The organism is Pseudomonas syringae pv. coryli str. NCPPB 4273 (assembly GCF_000972175.1).
In the GTDB taxonomy this organism is placed as follows: domain Bacteria; phylum Pseudomonadota; class Gammaproteobacteria; order Pseudomonadales; family Pseudomonadaceae; genus Aquipseudomonas; species Aquipseudomonas syringae.
On sequence record NZ_AWQP01000004.1, the window covers coordinates 362468 to 383231 of the forward strand.

At 59.9% G+C, this 20764-nt stretch carries 18 protein-coding genes and 1 pseudogene; 8 read left to right on the forward strand and 11 right to left on the reverse strand.

Features of this window, described 5'->3' with window-relative positions:
• Window positions 1-19: 19 nt before the first annotated feature.
• Window positions 20-2026, forward strand: a complete 2007-nt coding sequence (locus P406_RS03480; RefSeq protein ID WP_046235347.1) for a peptidase U32 family protein — start codon at window positions 20-22, stop codon at window positions 2024-2026.
• 56 nt (window positions 2027-2082) lie between these two features.
• On the opposite strand, the gene P406_RS03485 is transcribed toward P406_RS03480, so the two are convergent.
• Entirely contained in the window at window positions 2083-2577 is a 495-nt protein-coding gene (locus tag P406_RS03485) for a GNAT family N-acetyltransferase (RefSeq protein ID WP_046235348.1), read from the reverse strand.
• A 536-nt stretch (window positions 2578-3113) separates the two neighbouring features.
• Between P406_RS03485 and nirB the strand changes: the two genes are divergently transcribed.
• Both nirB and nirD read left to right on the forward strand, forming a co-directional pair.
• On the forward strand, window positions 3114-5675 hold the full coding sequence (nirB, locus tag P406_RS03495) for a nitrite reductase large subunit NirB (protein WP_046235350.1): 2562 nt from the start codon (window positions 3114-3116) through the stop codon (window positions 5673-5675).
• On the forward strand, window positions 5675-6061 hold the full coding sequence (gene nirD / locus P406_RS03500) for a nitrite reductase small subunit NirD (protein WP_003411481.1): 387 nt from the start codon (window positions 5675-5677) through the stop codon (window positions 6059-6061). The genes nirB and nirD overlap by 1 nt, the downstream gene beginning before the upstream one ends.
• 68 nt (window positions 6062-6129) lie before the next feature.
• On the opposite strand, the gene P406_RS03505 is transcribed toward nirD, so the two are convergent.
• Window positions 6130-7128 carry an alpha/beta fold hydrolase gene (locus tag P406_RS03505; protein ID WP_046235351.1) on the reverse strand — a complete coding sequence of 333 codons (999 nt, stop codon included), beginning with the start codon at window positions 7126-7128 and terminating at the stop codon, window positions 6130-6132.
• Window positions 7129-7344: 216 nt separating this feature from the next.
• Between P406_RS03505 and P406_RS03510 the strand changes: the two genes are divergently transcribed.
• Window positions 7345-8274, forward strand: coding sequence for a LysR family transcriptional regulator (locus tag P406_RS03510; protein ID WP_046235352.1), 930 nt, complete (start codon window positions 7345-7347; stop codon window positions 8272-8274).
• On the opposite strand, the gene pstB is transcribed toward P406_RS03510, so the two are convergent.
• The 4 genes from pstB to pstS all read right to left on the reverse strand — a co-directional run bounded on the left by pstB (window position 8275) and on the right by pstS (window position 12037).
• Window positions 8275-9054, reverse strand: coding sequence for a phosphate ABC transporter ATP-binding protein PstB (gene pstB / locus P406_RS03515; RefSeq protein ID WP_002553918.1), 780 nt, complete (start codon window positions 9052-9054; stop codon window positions 8275-8277).
• Window positions 9054-9938 carry a phosphate ABC transporter permease PstA gene (pstA, locus tag P406_RS03520; RefSeq protein WP_003396464.1) on the reverse strand — a complete coding sequence of 295 codons (885 nt, stop codon included), beginning with the start codon at window positions 9936-9938 and terminating at the stop codon, window positions 9054-9056. Before pstA ends, pstB begins: the two co-directional genes overlap by 1 nt.
• Window positions 9935-10930 carry a phosphate ABC transporter permease subunit PstC gene (pstC, locus tag P406_RS03525; protein ID WP_003371940.1) on the reverse strand — a complete coding sequence of 332 codons (996 nt, stop codon included), beginning with the start codon at window positions 10928-10930 and terminating at the stop codon, window positions 9935-9937. Before pstC ends, pstA begins: the two co-directional genes overlap by 4 nt.
• Window positions 10931-11011: 81 nt before the next feature.
• Window positions 11012-12037: a phosphate ABC transporter substrate-binding protein PstS gene (pstS, locus tag P406_RS03530; RefSeq protein ID WP_046235353.1), complete on the reverse strand. Its 1026-nt coding sequence runs from the start codon at window positions 12035-12037 to the stop codon at window positions 11012-11014.
• Window positions 12038-12555: 518 nt separating this feature from the next.
• On the opposite strand from pstS, the gene P406_RS03535 reads away from it, so the two are divergent.
• Window positions 12556-12843, forward strand: a complete 288-nt coding sequence (locus P406_RS03535; RefSeq protein ID WP_032698735.1) for a hypothetical protein — start codon at window positions 12556-12558, stop codon at window positions 12841-12843.
• A gap of 93 nt (window positions 12844-12936) precedes the next feature.
• On the forward strand, window positions 12937-13239 hold the full coding sequence (locus tag P406_RS03540) for a hypothetical protein (protein ID WP_046235354.1): 303 nt from the start codon (window positions 12937-12939) through the stop codon (window positions 13237-13239).
• Here the strand turns inward: P406_RS03540 and P406_RS03545 are convergent.
• On the reverse strand, window positions 13215-14918 hold the full coding sequence (locus P406_RS03545; RefSeq protein WP_046235355.1) for a VRR-NUC domain-containing protein: 1704 nt from the start codon (window positions 14916-14918) through the stop codon (window positions 13215-13217). The genes P406_RS03540 and P406_RS03545 overlap by 25 nt on opposite strands.
• Window positions 14919-15087: 169 nt before the next feature.
• Here P406_RS03545 and P406_RS03550 point away from each other — a divergent pair, with 169 nt between their 5' ends.
• A complete protein-coding gene (locus tag P406_RS03550) occupies window positions 15088-15606 on the forward strand; it encodes a nucleoside 2-deoxyribosyltransferase (RefSeq protein ID WP_046235356.1) in 519 nt (172 codons plus the stop codon).
• A gap of 10 nt (window positions 15607-15616) precedes the next feature.
• Here P406_RS03550 and P406_RS03555 read toward each other — a convergent pair whose 3' ends face one another.
• Window positions 15617-16519: a LysR family transcriptional regulator gene (locus P406_RS03555; protein ID WP_003417523.1), complete on the reverse strand. Its 903-nt coding sequence runs from the start codon at window positions 16517-16519 to the stop codon at window positions 15617-15619.
• A gap of 106 nt (window positions 16520-16625) precedes the next feature.
• Here P406_RS03555 and P406_RS03560 point away from each other — a divergent pair, with 106 nt between their 5' ends.
• Window positions 16626-17714, forward strand: coding sequence for an AbrB family transcriptional regulator (locus P406_RS03560; protein WP_046235357.1), 1089 nt, complete (start codon window positions 16626-16628; stop codon window positions 17712-17714).
• Window positions 17715-17762: 48 nt separating this feature from the next.
• Here the strand turns inward: P406_RS03560 and P406_RS03565 are convergent, their stop codons facing one another.
• The 3 genes and pseudogenes from P406_RS03565 to P406_RS30080 all read right to left on the reverse strand — a co-directional run.
• On the reverse strand, window positions 17763-19007 hold the full coding sequence (locus P406_RS03565; protein WP_046235358.1) for a D-mannose isomerase: 1245 nt from the start codon (window positions 19005-19007) through the stop codon (window positions 17763-17765).
• Window positions 19008-19132: 125 nt separating this feature from the next.
• Window positions 19133-19999: a methyl-accepting chemotaxis protein gene (locus P406_RS30075; protein ID WP_370683550.1), complete on the reverse strand. Its 867-nt coding sequence runs from the start codon at window positions 19997-19999 to the stop codon at window positions 19133-19135.
• A pseudogene (locus tag P406_RS30080) lies at window positions 19988-20758 on the reverse strand (MCP four helix bundle domain-containing protein); the annotation flags it as partial. The pseudogene P406_RS30080 and the gene P406_RS30075, both read right to left, overlap by 12 nt.
• Window positions 20759-20764 lie beyond the last annotated feature (6 nt).

Sequence of the window (20764 nt, forward strand, 5' to 3'; positions counted from 1 at the left end):
GCAGCCGGATCCCGTTGCCATGTCGTTACCCAAGCACCACCTGGAATTGCTCAGCCCTGCACGGGATGTGACCATCGCCCGTGAAGCCATCCTGCATGGTGCCGATGCGGTCTATATCGGCGGGCCGAGCTTCGGTGCGCGGCACAACGCCTGCAACGAGGTCAGTGACATTGCCGAGCTGGTCAAATTCGCGCACCGCTATCACGCGCGGATCTTCACCACCATCAACACCATCCTCCATGACGACGAACTGGAGCCTGCGCGCAAGCTGATTCACCAGCTCTACGACGCCGGCGTGGACGCGTTGATCGTGCAGGACCTCGGGGTGATGGAAATGGACATTCCGCCCATCGAACTGCACGCCAGTACGCAAACCGATATTCGCACCCTGAGCCGGGCCAAGTTTCTCGATCAGGCCGGTTTCTCGCAACTGGTGCTGGCCCGCGAACTGAATCTGCAGGAAATCCGCGCAATCGCCGACGAGACCGACGCGGCCATCGAATTCTTCATCCACGGCGCGCTGTGTGTGGCGTTCTCCGGGCAGTGCAATATTTCCCACGCGCAAAACGGCCGCAGCGCCAACCGTGGTGACTGCTCGCAAGCCTGCCGCCTGCCGTACACCCTCAAGGACGATCAGGGTCGCGTTGTGGCCTTCGAAAAGCATCTGTTGTCGATGAAAGACAACAACCAGAGCGCCAACCTGCGTGCTCTGGTGGACGCCGGCGTGCGCTCGTTCAAGATCGAAGGGCGCTACAAGGATGCGGGCTACGTAAAAAACATCACGGCCTATTATCGCCAGCGTCTGGACGAGATTCTCGAAGACCGCACGGACCTGGCACGTGCTTCCAGCGGCCGTACCGCGCACTTTTTCGTGCCGGACCCGGAAAAGACCTTTCATCGCGGCAGCACCGATTATTTCGTCAGCGACCGCAAGATCGACATCGGCGCGTTCGACACGCCGACCTTCACTGGTCTGGCGGTGGGCACCGTTGAAAAGCTCGGCAAGCGCGATCTGATCGCTGTGACCCATGAGCCGCTGTCCAACGGCGATGGCCTCAATGTGCAGATCAAGCGTGAAGTGGTGGGCTTCCGTGCCAACATCGCCGAGCTCAAGGGCGAGTTCGAAGAAGACGGCCAGAAACGCTGGCGCTATCGCGTGGAGCCCAACGAGATGCCAGCGGCCCTTTCCAGCCTACGCCCCAATCATCCGCTGAACCGCAACCTGGACCACAACTGGCAACAAGCACTGCTCAAGACCTCGGCCGAGCGTCGTATCGGCGTTCAGTGGCAGGTCACGCTGCGCGAAGATCACTTGAGCCTGAAAGCCACCAGCGAAGAAGGCGTGAGCGTCACGGTCGGTCTTGATGGGCCATTCGGAACGGCCAACAAGCCCGAGCAGGCGCTGGATCAGCTGCGTGACCTGCTCACCCAACTGGGCACCACGATCTATCATGCTCAGGACGTCAGGCTTGACGCGCCACAGGCGTTCTTCGTGCCCAACTCGCAGCTCAAGACCCTGCGTCGCGACGCCATCGAGGCGTTGACCGAAGCCCGCATCAAGGCTCATCCGCGCGGCGGACGCAAGGCCGAGACCACCCCGCCACCGGTGTACCCGGAGTCGCACTTGTCTTTTCTGGCCAACGTCTACAACCAGAAGGCTCGCGACTTCTATCATCGCCACGGCGTACAGCTGATCGACGCGGCCTACGAGGCCCACGAAGAGACCGGCGAAGTGCCGGTGATGATCACCAAGCATTGCCTGCGCTTCTCGTTCAACCTGTGCCCGAAACAGGCCAAAGGTGTGACAGGCGTGCGCACCAAGGTCGAGCCGATGCAACTGGTGCACGGTGATGAAGTGCTGACCCTCAAGTTCGATTGCAAGCCTTGCGAAATGCACGTGATCGGCAAGATGAAAGGTCACATTCTCGACTTGCCGCTCCCCGGCAGCGCGGCGGCCAAATCGGTGGTCGGCCACATCACGCCGGAAGACCTGCTCAAGACTGCGCGTCAGCGTTCTCCGCACTGATCGGTACAAGGGGTTGGCGCCCTGCCAGCCCCTTTCTGTCTTCTGATAAAGGCCTCTTAAATAACGCGCTCCATATGAGTGGTGTTCCACACCGGATCGCTCTCCACATCGGTTACAGCAAAGCCCTGCTTCTCCCAGAAACGGATCGCGCCGGGCAGAAACGGATGGGTATGCGGGTACAAAACCTCTATGCCACCTGCCTCGGCATGGGCCCAGAGCGCCTGACACAAGCGGCTGGCCAGCCCGTCGCCACGAAACTCCGGCGTGACGAACAGACGTACGATCTCGACGGTTTTGCGCCCGCGGTAATCGAACTGCGGGAAACGATGATCGTATGGCAGGTAGCCCACAGCCGCGATGATCTGCCCTTCACTGCGGGCGATCAGAAACTTGCCGTCCTCACCGTTCAGATACACCTGCTCGAAACCGGCCAGATCGGGCGGAACGGTGACGGTGTCGAGCAAGGGGAAGATCCCGGCGCGCGCACGCATGACGAAATCGACGGTGTGCGGAATTTCGGAGGGGTGTACTTCGGTGATAGTGATGTTCATGAGCACGGACTTATTGGGCGAATTGCAGGGTGATACAAATGTTACGCCAGACTTGGGCTTCTGGACGCACGGCTTAACTATAGAGCAGGCGGCGCGGCGCAGAATTGTGACGCGGAGCGTCACGACAGGCATTCCCACCCGGAACGCTCAGCGTACAGCGCACAGCTTTACAGCGCAGCCCCCTTGATGCGCACCAATGCAAGGCAGGAAAAATCATGCGCCAGACGCCGCTGTAAATGCTGCGCAGCTTTGCAGGCGTTGCCCATTCGGGCTTGAAGCGCTGCCGGCGCAAGCTGGCACAACCTCTGCATAATCCTCAACAACCCCACCATGAATGTGGTCGGGCCGCCCCGGTTGATCGACGTGGATCGCCAGTCTCGCAAAGACCAGAGGGCTACTCGGGTGCTTCCGGCAACGTGGCTCGATGACACCCCCGAATACCCAATAAGACAACAGGCAAAGGCGCCTGGAACCGAACGGTTCCGGGCGCTTTTTTTTGCTTTGAAAAACCTGATTGGCCTCGGCCGGGACTCGCTATGAACACCACAGTCTTCCCCCTCAACGATGTAAAAACCCTGATCGTCGTCGGTAATGGCATGGTCGGGCATCATTGCGTCGAGCAGTTGATCGCAGGCGGCGCACTCGAACGCTATCGCATCCACGTCTTTGGCGAGGAAACACAGCGCGCCTACGACCGCGTGCACCTGTCCGAATACTTCACGGGCCGCGACGCCGAATCGCTGGCCATGAGTGAGATGTCTGTCTATGAACAACCCGGCCTGACGCTGCACCTCGGCGTACCGGTGCTGGAAATTGACCGTGATCGTCACGAAATCATCACTGCCGAAGGCTGCTTCAATTACGACAAACTGATCCTGGCCACAGGCTCCTACCCGTTCGTACCGCCTATCGAAGGCGCCCGGGGCAATTCCCGGCTGGTCTATCGCACACTCGAGGACCTGGACAGCATTCGCTATGCCGCGACTAAAGCCCGCCGTGGCGTCGTGGTCGGCGGCGGTCTGCTGGGGCTGGAAGCGGCCAATGCGCTTAAATCGCTGGGGCTGGAAGCCCATGTCGTCGAGTTCGCGCCGCGTCTCATGCCGGTGCAACTGGATGAGCTCGGTGGCGCTGCGTTGAAAGCGCGTATCGAAGCGCTGGGCGTCGGCGTGCATTTGTCCCGCGCCACGCAGTCGATCAGCGACGGCAAGCAGTACCGCTATCGCATGAACTTTGCCAATGACGAGTTTCTCGAAACCGACCTGATCGTGTTCTCCGCAGGTATTCGTCCGCAAGACGCCCTGGCCCGTCAGTGTGAACTGGCGCTCGGCCCACGCGGTGGCATCGCAATCGACGAGCATTGCCGCACCAGCGACGCCGATATCTATGCCATCGGCGAATGCGCAGCCTGGAACGGCAGTGTGTTCGGTCTGGTTGCGCCCGGTTATCAAATGGCCCGTGGCGTGGCAGCGCAGTTGTGCGAACAGGATACTGACGCGTTCTTCGGCGCCGACATGTCCACCAAGCTCAAACTGCTGGGCGTGGATGTCGGCTCCATCGGTGATGCGCACGGTGCGCTGGCCGGGGCCGTCAGTTATCGCTTCATTGACGAAGCCACCGCCAGCTACCGTCGCCTGGTGGTGTCGGCCGATGGCAAGCAGGTACTCGGCGCGGTGCTGGTCGGCGATAACAGCTATTACGACACGCTGCTGCAGTACGCGCAGAACGGCATCCCGCTGCCGGCCGACCCATCGAGCCTGATTCTGCCGCGTGGCGAAGGCGCTCCGACGCTGGGCGCCGATGCCCTGCCCGCCACAGCGACCATCTGCTCCTGCCATAACGTCAGCAAAGGCGCCGTCTGCTCGGCCATCGACAATGGCTGCACCGATCTGGCCGCAATCAAGTCCTGCACCAAGGCGGCCACCGGCTGCGGCGGTTGCACCGCACTGCTCAAACAGGTTTTCGAGCATGAACTGATGGCTCGCGGCGTGTCGGTCGACAAAAGCCTGTGCGAACACTTCGCTTATACCCGCCAGGAGTTGTACTCGATGGTGCGCGTCGAAGGCATCGAGACCTTTGACGAGCTGCTGACTCGCCATGGCAAAGGCGCGCATGGCTGTGACATCTGCAAGCCCGCAGTCGGCTCGATCCTGGCATCGTGCTGGAACCGCCCTATCACCGAGCCTTCGCTGGTGCCACTGCAGGACACCAACGACACCTTCATGGCCAACATGCAGAAAAACGGCACCTACTCAGTGGTGCCACGTATTCCGGGTGGTGAAATTACCCCGGACGGCCTGATTGCGATTGGCGCGGTGGCGAAAAAATACGACTTGTACACCAAGATCACCGGCGGCCAGCGCATCGACCTGTTCGGCGCGCAACTGCACGAGTTGCCGGATATCTGGAGCGAGCTGATCGAGGCAGGCTTCGAGACCGGCCATGCTTACGGCAAGTCGACCCGCACGGTTAAATCCTGCGTCGGCAGCACCTGGTGTCGTTACGGCGTACAGGACAGCGTCGCCATGGCGCTACGCATCGAAGACCGTTACAAGGGCCTGCGCTCGCCGCACAAACTCAAGTTCGCCGTGTCCGGCTGCACCCGCGAATGCGCCGAAGCACAGAGCAAGGACGTCGGCGTGATTGCCACCGAGAACGGCTGGAACCTTTACCTGTGCGGCAACGGCGGTATGCGTCCGCGTCACGCCGAGTTGTTCGCCACCGACCTGGATGATGAAACCCTGATTCGTTACATCGACCGCTTTCTGATGCTCTACATCCGCACCGCCGACAAGCTGCAGCGTACTTCGGTCTGGCGTGAAACGCTGGAAGGCGGCCTCGAGTATCTCAAGGCGGTCATCATCGACGACAGCCTGGGCCTGGCCGCAGAGCTGGAGTCGCAAATGCAACTGGTGGTCGACCGCTACGAATGCGAATGGGCCAACGCCCTCAAGGACCCGGAAAAACTCAAGCGCTTCCGCACCTTCGTCAACGACGGGCGTGCTGACCCCGACGTGCAGTTCGTCAAGGAACGCGCCCAGCGTCGTCCGGCAAAACCCGAAGAGCTGGCCCTTATCCCGTTGTTCCAGGAGGTGGTGTGATGAACGTGTCTCAGACGATACTCGCTGGCGAAAACGCGCCCACGGCAGCGCAGCCTCACTGGCAAACCCTGTGCGGACGCGCGGATCTGGTCGCCAATTCAGGCGTCGTGGCGTGGCTGGACGGCGCGCAGGTCGCGCTGTTCTACCTGCCCGAAACCGCGCAGGGCGAGCAGCTTTTTGCTATCGACAACCGCGACCCCAAATCGGGGGCCAACGTGATCGGTCGTGGTCTGATCGGGCAGATCGCGGGCGAGCTGGTCATCGCTTCGCCGCTGTACAAGCAGCACTTTCGTCTGCACGACGGCAGTTGCATCGAATACCCGGAACAGCGGCTCGACGTCTGGCCGGTAAGGCTCAAGGGTGATCAGGTAGAGATTGCCGTTTAATCGACAATGCCGGTCGCAGACAACCTGGTCGCTGTCGGACCAGGTTGCTGCGTGGCATTTCTTGCAGCTTATTGAAGCTCGGAGACCAACGACTTGTTGAAGCCCTGCGGGTCTTCCATCTGCGGGGCATGGCCCTTGCCCTTGAACTCCACCAGCCTGGCGCCTGGGATCATCTGCGCCACCTGCTTGCCCAATACCTTGTAATTACCGATCTTCGCCTTGACCTCAGGCGGCGCGATATCGCTGCCGATGGCAGTGGTATCGGCATCGCCAATCATCAGTACCGTCGGCACCTGCAACCTGGGAAACTCGTAGAAAACCGGCTGGATGAAAATCATGTCGTAGATCAACGCCGAGTTCCAGGCCACGATCTTGTGCCCCGGCCCTTTGTTCAGACCGGCCAGCATGTCGACCCACTTGTCATACTCAGGCTTCCAGCGGCCATCGTAGTAAGTCTTCTGCTCGTAGGCGCGAATGCCTTCGGCGGTGGTCTTCAGTTCCCGTTCATACCACTGGTCGACGCTGCGGTAAGGCACGCCGAGTGCTTTCCAGTCCTCGAGGCCGATAGGGTTGACCATCACCAGCTTCTCGGTCTGTTTCGGGTACATCAACGCGTAACGCGTAGCGAGCATGCCGCCCGTGGAGTGACCGATCACAGAGGCCTTGTCGATACCCAGCTTTTCCAGCAGCGCATGGGTATTCATCGACAACTGCTGGAAGCTGTACTGATAGTGCTCCGGCTTGGTCGAGGTGCAGAAACCGATCTGATCAGGTGCGACAACGCGATAGCCCGCGGCACTCAGTCCCTTGATGGTGTCTTCCCAGGTCGCAGCGCAAAAATTCTTGCCATGCAGCAGCACTGCGGTGCGGCCATTCGCCTTGCCGCTGGGCGCGACGTCCATGTAACCCATTTCCAGCGTCTGGCCCTGGGACTGGAAACTGAATTTGTGCAGCGCATGGGGGTACGTGAAACCTTCCAGTTGCTGGCCATAACCGGGCGTCTCAGCCAGTGCTGCGCCTGACAGCGTCAACGACATCAACATGCCGGCAATCTTTGCAGCCCGCATAAGGGGGCACCTCCTGTAGCTAGGGTTCGGGAATCTGCGGCGGTTTTACGTTAAACCGCAGGCCCGCCAGTAGACCCTGTTTCCCCCTACAGATTCGCCCTTTTCCTGCCTGAAGAACCGTAAGCAGACGTTTCATCATGCAGAGGCAAAATGCTGGACGCCTTCTGTGCGGACTGCCTAGACTTGGCCGTCCAGGTCTGATGCCAAGGAACAGCAATGAATCGAAATGAACTGCGCAAGGCCGACATCAACCTGATGGTGGTATTCGAAACATTGATGCAGGAGCGTAACGTCACCCGCGCAGCCGAAAAACTGTTTCTCGGCCAACCCACGATAAGCGCTGCCTTGAATCGCCTGCGCAGTCTGCTCAACGACCCGCTGTTCATCCGCGTCGGCCATCGTATGGAACCCACCGCACGCGCTCACGAGATTCTCAAGCACCTGACGCCCGCGCTGGACGCCATGTCCACGGCGCTCAGCCTGACCACCGACTTCGATCCGTCGGTCAGCAAGATGACCTTTCGCATCGGCCTGACCGATGACGTCGAATTCGGCCTGTTACCGGCGATGCTCAAGGCCATCCGCGAAGAAGCGCCCGGCGTGGTGATCGTGGTCAAGCATGTCGACTACCTGAATATTTCCGAGGTGCTGATGTCCGGCGACATCACCGTCGGCGTCTGCCTGACCCGTGAACTGCCGGCCAACGCCAAGCGCAAGACCCTGCGTAACGTGCAGCCGAGGCTGGTGCGCGCCGACAAGCCTGCCAGCCCCATGAGCCTGGACGAATACTGCTCGCGCCCGCACGTCGTGGTGTCGCACGTCGCGAGTGTCAGTAGTTTCGCCGATGAGTGGCTGACCGCGCTGGGGCGCAAGCGTCAGGTGGTGTTGTCGGTGCCGCAGTTCGCCACCCTGCCCGCCTTGATGGCCGGCACCGATATGATTTCGGGGCTGTCCGACTATGCGGCAAAGGCCATGGGCGCATTGGGTTTGCTGTATGACGAGCCACTGCCCTTCCGCACGCCGGGGCTGGACCTGTCGATGACGTGGCTGAGTGTGATGGACAGCGACCCTGCCGAGCGTTGGCTGCGCAGCAGGATCGAGGAGTTCATGGGCGAGCGCCAGGAAGCGCCCGCCCTGGCCGGATGATCAGCCGAAACGACCGGTGATGTAATCTTCGGTCTGGGTCTTGGAGGGCTTGGTGAAGATGGTATCGGTGTCGCCGTGCTCGATCAGTTCACCCATGAACATGAAGGCGGTGTAGTCGGAGCAACGCGCCGCCTGCTGCATGTTGTGGGTCACGATGATCACGGTGAACTGCTCTTTAAGCTCGGTGATCAGCTGTTCGATACGACCAGTCGAGATCGGATCGAGCGCGGAGGTCGGCTCGTCGAGCAGCAGGACCTGAGGACGCAGCGCGATGGTGCGGGCGATGCACAGACGCTGCTGCTGACCACCCGACAGGCCGGTCGCGCTCTGCTTGAGCTTGTCCTTGACCTCGTCCCACAAAGCCGCGCCACGCAGGGCCTGCTCGACGCGATCTTCCATTTCCCGACGCGACAGTTTTTCGTGGTGCTTGATGGCGTAGGAAATGTTGTCGTAGATCGACATCGGGAACGGCACCGGCTTCTGGAACACCATGCCCACATGACTGCGCAGGCGGTTCATCGAATAGCCTGGCGCCAGGATGTTCTCACCATTGAGCAGCACTTCACCGCGCGCTTCCTGCTTCGGGTACATCGCGTAGATGCGGTTGAAGACGCGCAGCAGGGTCGACTTACCGCAACCCGACGGGCCGATGATCGCAGTGATGCGCTTCTCGGGGATGGTCATGTCGATGGACTTCAACGACTTCTGGTTGTTGTAGAAAAACTCCAGACCGCGTACTTGGATCTTGGTTTTTTCGTTGGCCAGGGAAAGGTTGTTCATCAGGACGCCCTATTGCGCAGAAGAATTAAGCGAGACAGCAGACTCAGTATCAGTACGAACAACGTCATGACCAGCGCACCGGCCCATGCCAGGGAGTGCCAGTCATCGAACGGGCTCATGGCGTACTGGAAAACCACCACCGGAACACTGGCGATTGGTTTGAGCAGATCGCTGCTCCAGAACTGGTTGCCGAAAGCGGTGAACAGCAGCGGCGCGGTTTCGCCGGTGATGCGTGCCAATGCGAGCAATACGCCGGTTACCACACCAGCCTTGGCCGCGCGAAGGACGATTTGCAGGGTCAGCTTCCATTGCGGTACACCCAGCGCCAGCGCAGCTTCACGCATGGTCGAGGGTTGCAGTTGCATCATTTCGTCAGTGGTACGCACCACCACCGGGATCACCAGCAATGCCAGGGCCAGCGCACCGGCAATCGCCGAAAAGCCCACCTGATGGCCTGTCACCGCGTTGAGTGGCAGTACCACGACGGTGTAGACGAACAGGCCGAGCACGATGGACGGTGCCGACAGCAGGATGTCGTTGATGAAGCGAACCGTGTTGCCCAGTTTGGTGTAACGGGCGAACTCGGCCAGCCAGATGCCGGCCATCAGGCCGATCGGCGTACCGATCAGCAGGCCGATGCCGGACATCAGCACGCTGCCGTAGAACGCGTTGGCCAGGCCACCCTCGGTACCAGGCGGCGGAGTCATGCCGGTGAACAGTTGCAGGTTGAGCGCGTCGATGCCCTTGATGATGGTGGTCAGCAGAATCCACACCAGCCACAGCAGGCCGAAGGCAGTGGCACCACAGCTGAGCACCATCGCAATCTTGTTCTTGAAACTGCGAACCCGATACAGGTGCTCGCTGCCGGTCACATCCTTACTCATAACCCCTCCTTACGCGAAAGGCGCGACAGCATCAGGCGTGCAAGGGCCAGCACGATGAAGGTGACGACGAACAACAGGAAGCCAAGGGCAATCAGTGCCGAACGGTGCAAGTCGGTGTATGCCTCGTTGAACTCGTTGGCGATCACCGAAGCGATCGAACTGCTCGGCATCATCAGCGAAGCCGAGAACTGATGCGCGTTGCCCAGTACGAAGGTTACCGCCATGGTTTCGCCGAGCGCGCGTCCCAGCCCGAGGAACACACCGCCGACCACGGCCGAACGGGTGTAAGGCAGCACGATGTCCCAGACCACTTCCCAGGTTGTACCGCCCAGTGCATAGGCCGACTCTTTGAGGGCCACGGGCACGGTGCGGAAGACTTCCTGCATCACCGAGGTAATGAACGGCGTGATCATGATCGCCAGCACGATACCGGCAGTCAGCATGCCGATACCCAGCGGCGGCCCTTGGAACATCGGACCGATCAGCGGCAGTGCTCCGAGGTTTTCGGTGATCCACGGCGACAGGTGTTCAGCCATGAACGGGCCGAAGACAAACAGCCCCCACATGCCGTAGATGATCGAAGGGATACCGGCCAACAGCTCGATGGCCGAGGCGATCGGCATGCGCAACCACGGCGGCGCTACTTCGGTAAGAAAGATTGCAATGCCGAAACTCACCGGTACGGCGATCAGCAAAGCCAGAAAAGAGGTAACCAGGGTGCCGTAGATTGGAACCAGGGCGCCGAACTTGCCGGCGTTCACGTCCCACTCGGTGCTGGTCAGAAAGCCAAACCCGAAAGTCTGGAATGCCAGACTGCCGCCCCACAGGGTCGACAAGGCAATACAACCCAGCAAAGCAAGCACCAGCATCGCTGCAGCCTGCAATGAACGCTTGAACCACAGGTCATGACGATGATCCCGTTTGGCGCGCTTCTCGCCCTCGGACTCACCAGCGGAGACGTTAGCGGACAGGTATTGGGTGTTTTCAGTCATGTTGAGGCCACTCGCAAGGAAAAGCCCCTGTCACCGAGCCGATATCGCGGCTGATGACAGGGGTGGTACGGGTTGAATCACTTACTTGGTGAATTCCGTTTTCCAGTAGCTTTCCACGCGATCAACCAGCGATTTCGGCAATGCTACATATTCCAGTTTCTCGGCCTGCTTCTGGCCGTTTTCCAGGGACCATTTGAAGAAGTCGAAAGCAGCCGTGCTTTTCTCTTCGTTCTTGGCTTTCTTGTACATGATGATCCAGGTGGTCGCGGTGATCGGCCATGCATCCTTACCCGGCGCGTTGGTCATGATCAGGTTGAAGTCTTTGGCGCTTGCCCAGTCGGCAGTGTCAGCGGCAGCAGCAAATGCCTTGGCATCAGGCTTGATAAAGTTATTGGCAGCGTTTTTCAGCTGGGTGTAGGACAGCTTGTTGGTGGTCGCGTAGGAGTACTCGACGTAGCCGATCGAACCCTTGATCTGCTTCACGTAGGCCGAAACACCTTCGTTACCCTTGCCGCCCACGCCTGCTGGCCATTGTACGGTCGAACCGAACTTCAGCTCAGTGTTCCACTCCGGGCTGACTTTGCTCAGGTAGTTGGTGAAGTTGTACGTGGTGCCCGAACCGTCCGAACGGTGAACGACGGTGATGGCGACATCTTTCAGGTGATCTTTCAAGCTAGGGTTCAGCGCGACGATTGCAGGGTCGTTCCACTTCGTGATCTTGCCCATGAAGATCTTGGCGAGGGTTGGACCGTCCAGCTTCAGTGCGCCGCTTTCGATGCCTTCGACGTTGACGATCGGCACGATACCGCCGATCACGCTTGGGAACTGGCCCAGGCCGCCGGCCTGCAGGTCTTCTGCAGACATCGGGGCGTCGGATGCACCGAAGTCAACGGTCGCCGCCTTGATCTGGGCAATACCACCACCCGAACCGATGGACTGATAGTTGATACGGTTATCCTTGCTCTTGCTGTAGTCCTGGGACCACGCCGAAATAACCGGGTAGACGAAACTCGAACCAGCGCCTGTTACATCAGTCGCGTGAGCCACACCGCTAAGGCACAGCGATGCGATCAGAAGCGACAAGCGTTTTTTAGTCAGCAGAATCACGGTAATACCTCAGTCCAGGAGATTGTGTGGTGGTCCACTTAAGGAGGCCCGAGGCGGATTTAAAACCTCAAATGTTGCTGTTTAATGACAATCCAACGAATCGTGTCGGTAAGGGAACTTTTTTGTAAGTGATTTCCTACGTCGCTGGCGATGAAAACCCCTTTTAAAGCCAATGTTTACGGGGGATTCGCGTCGCGCCAGGCAAAATAGCGTTCTGCCACCACTCATCAGATAGCGGAGTGCCAGCTTCGTTATAAAAATGTAAGAAAGTGTGATTTTAAGAATCGTTGTAAATGACCGAGCGGTCACGTTATAGCTAAATCAACTTAAAACTTTGCTGTCGACAGTGCTAAGAGGTGCATGAATGACCGAAAAAAGCGCGCGATCACTCTCAAGGTGGATAGCAACGGCGTAAGCCTTGATGCATCGAAGATATCTACCGTTCGTCGGGTTCGACGGCACCTATGGCCACTGGCCAATGACCAACGTGAGTACTTTAAAACAACGGAGTAAGCACCATGATCAAGACCAAACTGACTGCCCTGACTCTTGCTGGCCTGATGGCTGTAGCTTCGGGTGCCGTCTTCGCCGAGTCGACCACCACCCCTGAAACCCCGATCAACAAGAATGCGACCAAGCTGCCGGGCACCAATACCCAGCCGATGGACCGCACTTCGTCCGAGACTCCAGGCGTGCAGACTGAAAGCAAGGAAGCGGCAGCCGAGCGTTCGATGAAGCACGACAACAAGGCGGCCCACGGTACGCACGACAAGAGCACCACTACAGAAAAGACCAAGACTCAGTAACCAGGCGTCTTACGCGGGCAGGACCATGCCCTGCCCGCGGGTCTACCCTTCTCGCGGCACCGTTTCAGTCACAGTACTTACGGAGGTTGCATCATGATCAGGAATAGATTGGGGGCAATAAGCCTCGCGGCATTTTTGGCCTTGTCGGGCACCAATGCATTTGCGGGTTCGACCGGCCCGACCAACCCGGTCAGCGACGGTCCGAAGGTGCCTGGCACCGGAACGGAAAAGAACGTCGATGGAACCAGCCCCGGCGCGCCAGGCACTAGCCCCGGCACCAAAGGCATGGACCCCTTGCCTGGAAAGAACGGCAGTGCGGATGACAAGCCTCATGATTCGAAACAACCTCATGATGCGGATCACCAGGACAGTCAGGACGGGCACAAGGCCCCTTGAAAGTCTGACAGGTCGCTACTGACACAGACACTGTCGTCAGCCGCCCATTGCACGTAACACACCTCCACCGGCATGCCATGCTCGGCACAGAAGTCCAGCCAGCGCAGTTGGTTGTCCTGGAGGCGGTCACCCGGCCCCTTGACCTCGATCATTCGATATCGACGCTGTTCCGGAAAAAACTGGATCAGGTCGGGCATTCCTGTCCGGTTGGCTTTTATGTCCTGCAGCAGCCGACGAAACCAGCGAAGCAGGTGCTCTGCCGGCAGGCAGTAGAGTGCCTGCTCCAGAAGCTCTGGCGTCAGCGCTCCCCAGAATACAAAGGGTGATTGCAGGCCGTATTTACTCTGAAAATGCTCACGAATGGTCGCCAGGTATTCATCCGACTCCAGTTGCATCAGACAGGCATCGAACAGCGTCGCCCTGCGCTGATAGAAGTCAGGGCTGTACAGGTCACTCGGCGCACTGTGAAACGGATGAAAGAATGCACCCGGCAAAGGCGCGAAAATGGCCCGCCAGCACAGCAGCCCGAACAGTGAATTGATCAGCGCATTTTCGACGTAATGCACCTCCCCGCCCTGCTCTTCTTCGAGGTGCAAGCGTATCAGACGCTCGACACTCATCCCCGACACCGGCGTGACCTGCACGTCCAGCCGCGCAATGGCCCGCACCGTGCGCTTGCGCGCGGCAGTCAGGCCGAGCTTGCGTTGCAGTCGTGGCAAGACGCGTGACAGGTGCTGGGCCTCCGCATCACCTTCCGGGGCGAGACGGGCCTGTTCCGCCAACGCCAGCGCCGCTGCATACTCGGCGTTGCGCTCCAGCACGCGGATTTGCCTCGAGCGCGCGCCGGGGTAACCCGACTGACGATACACCGCCATCGCCAGAGGCCAGTCCTGCATGCGCTCGGCCTGTTGCCCGATACGGAATAGCAGTTTGCCGCGCCGCATGAGCAACCACGGGTTGCCGCACTCGATGGCAATGACACGCTCGGCCAGCGCATGCAGTTCCAGGCAGGTTTCAAGCGCTTCCCGGCAGGCATGCAGTTGCAGGCACACGTCAATGTCGGCACGCTGGTTAATGCCGCGCGACTCCAGCGAAAACTCGACTTTTTCGTAGCGGTAGATGCCCAGGTCAGCCAGCACGAACTCAGACCATTCCTGGTAGAGATTGCCGAAGTACAGCAAGCGCAGGCGATCGCACAGCGGCATGATCTTCAGGCCGAATACGGCGTCGGACAAGGTCGGGTGCCATTGTTCGAGGGACTGCGGCGACGGGTACATCGGCTGCAGGCGCTCGAACCATTCCTGCTTGCGCTCAGGGCCCTTGACCGCGTGGTCTTTGAAGCAGTGGCTCAACTCATCCCGACGCAGCAGCTGGAACAGCTCGCTCAGGCCCAGCGGCGGAGCGCTGTCGACCCACTCCCGCGCCAGCAGCGGCAATACCGCGTCATGAGGGTCGCCAATCTCGACATAACCGAGTTTGCTGGCCCGAAACAACACGCCTTTGCGCATCACCATGCGCACCAGCAAACCCTGGGCGGGCACCGGCAGCTCGGCAAACTCGCTGATGAAGCGACGCTCGCTCGCATCGAGCAGGTCATCGTAGCGCCGGGCAATCCAGTCAAGGACCTGCCGGAAGTTTTCCAGGTAATAAAACGGATTGTCGAGGGGCGAAGTATTCAAGGCCAGCGTTCACATGAAAAATGAGCAGACTGAACAAGGATACTGGTTATCCGTACAGATTCCAGCGCAAACGCCTGCTGATCGTGTTTCGGCCGATCAATGGCATGTATCGCCGGCACGCGGTCAGCCTTAGAATCGGCGCGATAATATCTGCAGCCGAGAGACGAATATGCACGCGCCACTGGTTTATCTCGCAGGCTTCGACGTGTTCAGGACCGACGCCGTGGAACATGGACGCTATCTCAAGGCTCTGTGCGCCGCACACGGGCTTGAGGGTCTGTACCCGTTTGACAATGAGGTCACGCACGGACGAGCAGCGCATGAAACCGCGCAGCAGATTTACTCGATGAATGTCGCGATGATCCACCGCTGCTCGGCGATGCTGGTCAACCTCAACGTGTTCCGCGGCCTGGAGCCGGATTCGGGCACGGCCTTCGAAGTCGGTATGGCGGTCGCACTGAACAAGCCGGTGTGGGCGTACTTTGAACCGGTAGCGTCGCTGCGCGAACTGGTTCCCCACGATGAAAACGGTTTCGACGCCAATGGTTTTATGGTTGAGGACTTCGACTTGCCGCGCAACCTGATGCTCGCCTGCAGTTGGGCGGGCACCAGCTCGACCGTGGAGCTGGGCGCAGAGGCGCTGGCAAAGTACCTGAGTGGCTTTCAGGCCCTGCCGGCGAGCGGCTGAGCGCAGGCTGTCAGCCCCAACCCAGAAAGTCTCCGCCATTATCGCGCAGCATCTGCAACATACCTTCTGCCGCGGGTGACAGGTAACCGCCTTTGCGCAGCGTCACGCCAATGGTGCGTTTGAGGGTGGTTTGCTCCAGCGGCACTTCACGCAGGTGCTGCATGGTCTTGCCGAACTCCAGCGACTCGCGGGCAATGAAACTCAACAGGTTGCTGCGCGCAATCAGCCCCGGCAACAGCGAGATCGAGTTCGCTTCGATCTGCACCGTCGGCAGCGGCAGGCCGTGAGCGGCGAAGGTCGCGTCCAGCCATTTGCGCGATGAAACACTCACCGGCGGCAGTACCCAGCGATACGCGCACAGGTCACTCATTTTCAATGCCGGCTTGAAAATCGGATGATTCTTGCTGGCCACCACCACAGCTTCGTCCTGCAGTATGGCAAAGCTGGTGACGTCTTCACTGTCGGGTGCCAGCGCGCAAATGATCATGTCCAGCTGCCCCGAGCGCAATGATTCGCGCAGCAGGTCATCCTGGCCTATCACCAGTTTCAAAGTGACGTCGGGGGTACGCTGCAACAAGGCCGAAGTCAGTTTCGGCATCAAATATTCTGCCATGGTCGCGGCGCAGCCGACCCGTATGTTGCCTACCATGCCACTGGCGAAATCCCGGATCTCGCGCTGGGTCTGGGCGATGCTTTGCTGCAACTCCTTGCCACGCGCCTGCAGCAGCTCACCTACGGGGGTCAGCTTGATGCGTCGGCCGTCACGTTGAAACAGTCGCGTGCCGAATGATTCCTCGAGGCGCTGAATGCTTTTGGTCAGCGCTGGCTGACTGCGATTGAGCTTCTCAGCAGCGCGTCCGAGGTGCCCCAGCTCGGCAATGGTTTCGAAATAGGTGAGATCGCGCAAGTCCATATCTATCAACCAAAGTTATCAATTCATGATTATTAGAAAATAGACTTGATGGGTTGCGAAGTCGATACTGTGTGCATGTGATTTACCCCAATCAAGGAGAACGTCCTTGTCAAACGCTTCACGCTTTTCGCTTTCCTCCCTTTCCCCGCTGACGCAATGGGCGGGTCTGATCCTGATGGCCGGCATTGCCGGGCAACTGCTCAAACTGTTCGATATGCCTGCTGCGATGTTCCTCGGGCCCATGCTGGTCGCCATCGGCTTTGGCGTATCAGGGGCCAGCATCCGCATGCCCAAGCGGGCCTTTCAACTCGGTCAGGGCACGGTTGGCGTGCTGATCGCGCATGCCATGTCGGTCAGTGTGCTGCTCACCGCCCTTCATTCATGGCACGTCATGCTGCTGGCGACCATCCTCACGGTCGTGCTGAGCGCGGCGGTTGGGCTGGTGCTGGTGCGCTTTGCCGGTATCCCGAGCAACACCGCAGCCTGGGGCACGTCACCGGGCGCGGCCTCGGCAATGGTCGCGATGTCCGAGGATTACGGTGCCGACTCGCGCATCGTCGCCACCATGCAATATGTGCGCGTCGTCTGCGTGGTCACCATTGGCGCACTGGTCAGCCATTTCATCGGCGCACCGGATTCCGCTGCGGCCCTGCACACCAGCGCAGCGGCATTGCCCAGCCTGAACCTTGTCGACCTTGCGCTGAGCCTGGCAGTGATTGCCGCAGGCGTGACCCTCGGCTCGCGCCTCCCGGCAGGTGCCCTGCTGGTGCCACTGATGCTGGGCGGCGCGCTGCAACTGAGTGGCGTGATGCAGATCACCGTTCCGGCCTGGTTGCTACCCATCGCTTACGGTGCCATAGGCTGCTACGTCGGCCTGCGTTTCGACCGGCCGACGGTGCAGTACGTCTGGAGACGGCTGCCGATGATGATTCTGGCCTCATTGCTGTTGATCGTGCTCTGCGCCGTGTCGGCCTGGCTGATTGCCGTGATGCTGGGCAAGGATTATCTCTCGGTGTACCTGGCGACCAGCCCGGGCGGCCTGGACACCATGGCCATTATTGCCATCGATACACATGCCGACGTCGGTTTCGTACTGGCGATGCAGACCTTGCGCCTGTTCGGCGTGATCCTGACCGGCAGCTTCCTGGCCCGGCAGATCATCCGCCTGACCGACAAACGCATCCCTGCGCTTTGAGTTGCCGATTTCAGGCTTGAGGCGACAGCCCAGGCTTGACCCAGTGGTTTATTCCAGTCCCGCCAGAGCGCTGGCCAGGCTTGGCGCCAGCGGCAACACCGGCAATAACGTGGCCTGATAGGCGTGATAAAGGTCCGGCTTGCCGGGCCATATGTCTGCGCTGGGCTCGTTGCGCTCGTTCAGCTCATGGCGCCAGCTGCCATGTTCCTGATCGATGAACAGGGTCTCGTTGAACTCCCAGAAACAGCGATACCAATCTTCATACTGCTGCTCGCCGGTACGTTGCAGCAATGCGGCAGCAGCAGCGGCCGCTTCGCAGTGGGTCCAGTGCAGGCGATGACGGACCACCGGTTCGTTCTGCCAGTCGAGGGTGTAGACGATACCCGGGGCACCGTCGACATCCCAACCGTACTGGCAGGCATTGGCAAACAGTTGGCGGGCGTCGTCCAGCAACCATTCGGGGTTGGCGCGTCCGGCCTGACGGCGCGCAGCCTCCAGGTGCAACACCAGACGCGCCCACTCGAAGGCATGCCCCGGCGTGGTACCGAAGGGCCGAAAACCGTCGGCGGGGTTATCGCGGTTGTAATCCGGCAACGGCTGCCAGTTCTGGGTGAAATGCTCGATGACCTGAAAGTTGTTGGCACCGGCATGCTCGTGGATAACCCGCTCGACAATGCTCAGCGCCCGGTCGAGCCACTGCGCGTCACCCGTCACATCGGCCAGCGCGAGGAACGCTTCGGTGCTGTGCATGTTGCTGTTGGCGCCGCGATACGACTCTTCATGGCTCCAGTCCCGCGCGAACGACTCACGCATGGCGCCTTCCTGATCGCTCCAGAAATGCGTCTGGATCACCTGGATGGCGTCGGACAGCAATGCCTGCGCGCCAGGCCGCCCCGCCACCACGGCAGAACTGGCCGCCAGTGCGACGAATGCATGCAGATAAGCCTGTTTGTCGGTCTTGCCGCCGTCTTCGAGCGCGGCACTGAACCAGCCGCCGTGCTCGGCATCGTGCAACGGTCCGCGCAGTGCGGCGATACCGTGATCGACAAGCGCAGCACAGCCGGGAATGCCCTGCGCATGCGCCATGGCAAAACAGTGGGTCATGCGCGCCGTGTTCATGGCTCCTGCGGTGGCACCGACCATCAGCCGACCGTAGTCATCAAGACTGCCAAAGCCGTTGTCCAGCCTGGAAGCCTTGGCGAAGGTCAACAGACGATTGCCTTCCAGTGCCAGCCACTGGTGATGGGCTGGCGAGCGCAGCCAACTGCTGAAGGTTTGATTATTGTTATTCATGAAGCGATGCCGCCCCCTTCGATAAGGTTGTGCCCAGACTGTACCGGAGGTCATTTCGACCGAGGGCATAATGCGCGTCCGGTCGATCGTCGGCAAGCGGACACAACCTGTATCAATGTAGGGTTTTACACCTTGAAGCGTGAGACCACCTGGCTCAGATCGGCCGCCAGACGCGACAATTCGTGGCTCGACGCACTGATCTGGTTGGCACCCTGAGTCGACTGCATGGACAGATCGCGAATGTTGACGATATTGCGATCGACCTCACGCGAGACTTGCGCCTGCTCTTCCGCCGCGCTGGCAATCACCAGATTGCGCTCGGATATCTGATTGATCGACGAGGTGATTTCGCTCAAGGACTCGCCCGCGCCCTTGGCCAGCGCCAACGTCGAGTCGGCCCGATCGCGGCTGGTGTTCATCGAGTCGAGTGCCTGCGCCGAACCGCTGCGCATGGCACTGACCATCGAATCGATTTCCAGGGTCGACTGCTGGGTGCGATGCGCCAATGCCCGGACTTCATCCGCCACCACCGCGAAACCACGGCCCGACTCGCCTGCACGTGCCGCCTCGATGGCGGCGTTGAGTGCCAACAGGTTGGTCTGCTCGGCAATCGAGCGGATCACGTCCAGCACTTTGCCGATGTCCTGCGACTGATTGGCAAGGTTTTGCACCAGCGTCGAAGTGGCCTGTACGTTGTCGGTCAGCGTCTGGATCGACTGCACCGTCTCGATCACCCGCGTCTGGCCTGCCAGCGCCGAAGTGCTGGACTGGTTGGAGGCGTCCGACGTGGACACGGCGTTACGCGCAACTTCTTCTACTGCCGAGGTCATTTCGTTGATCGCCGTGGCGGCCTGATCGATCTCCGCATTCTGCTGGTTCAAGCCGCGATAGCTGTCTTCAGTGACCGAGTTGAGTTCGGTGGCGGCCGACGCCAATTGAGTGGCCGAACTGCCGATGTGGCGCATGGCTTCACGCAGATTGACCTGCATCATCGCCAGCGCACGCAACAGTCGGGTGACTTCGTCTTCGCCATCGACTTCGATGCTATGGGTCAGGTCGCCGTTGGCAACCTGCTCGGCAGCGGTTACCGCACGCTGCAGCGGACCGACGATACTGCGGGTCAGCCAGAGCGCCAGGCCGATGGTGCACAGCGCAGCAATCACCACGAAGATAATGACGATGTCGCGCGACTTGTCGTACTGGGCCTCGGCAGACTTGCCTTCCGCATCGACCTTGGTGACATAAAAGTCCGCCAGGTCACCGAGTTGCTTGCCGGAGCCGTCGACGATCTGCTTCATGTCGACCAGCAGCAGCTTGTTCAGCCCTACGCTATCACCCTGGCCAGCCAGCACAAAGGAACGGTCCAGCGCACTGCGGTATTGGCCCATGGTCACCATGAACTGGTCGGTCAGCGACTTCTCTTCCGGGGTGTCGACAAAGGTCTTGAGGACAGCCAGCTTCTTGTCCAGATCGCCCAGGCGTACATCCATCTGGCCACGGTAGGTCGGAATGCTCGCAGGATCGGTGTCCAGCGCCATGCGCAAGGAAATGGTCCGAATGCGCAGCATGATTTCGCGGATATCGTTGACCACTCGCATGCTGGGCAGCCAGTTGGTCTCCACCGCCACTTCACTCTGGCGAATGGTCGACATCTGCGCCAGCGCAAACCACCCCAGCAAAGCCACCAACAGGGAAATGAGGGTAAAACCCAGACCGGCACGACGAGCGATAGTGAGTTTGCGTAGATTCATGGCCAA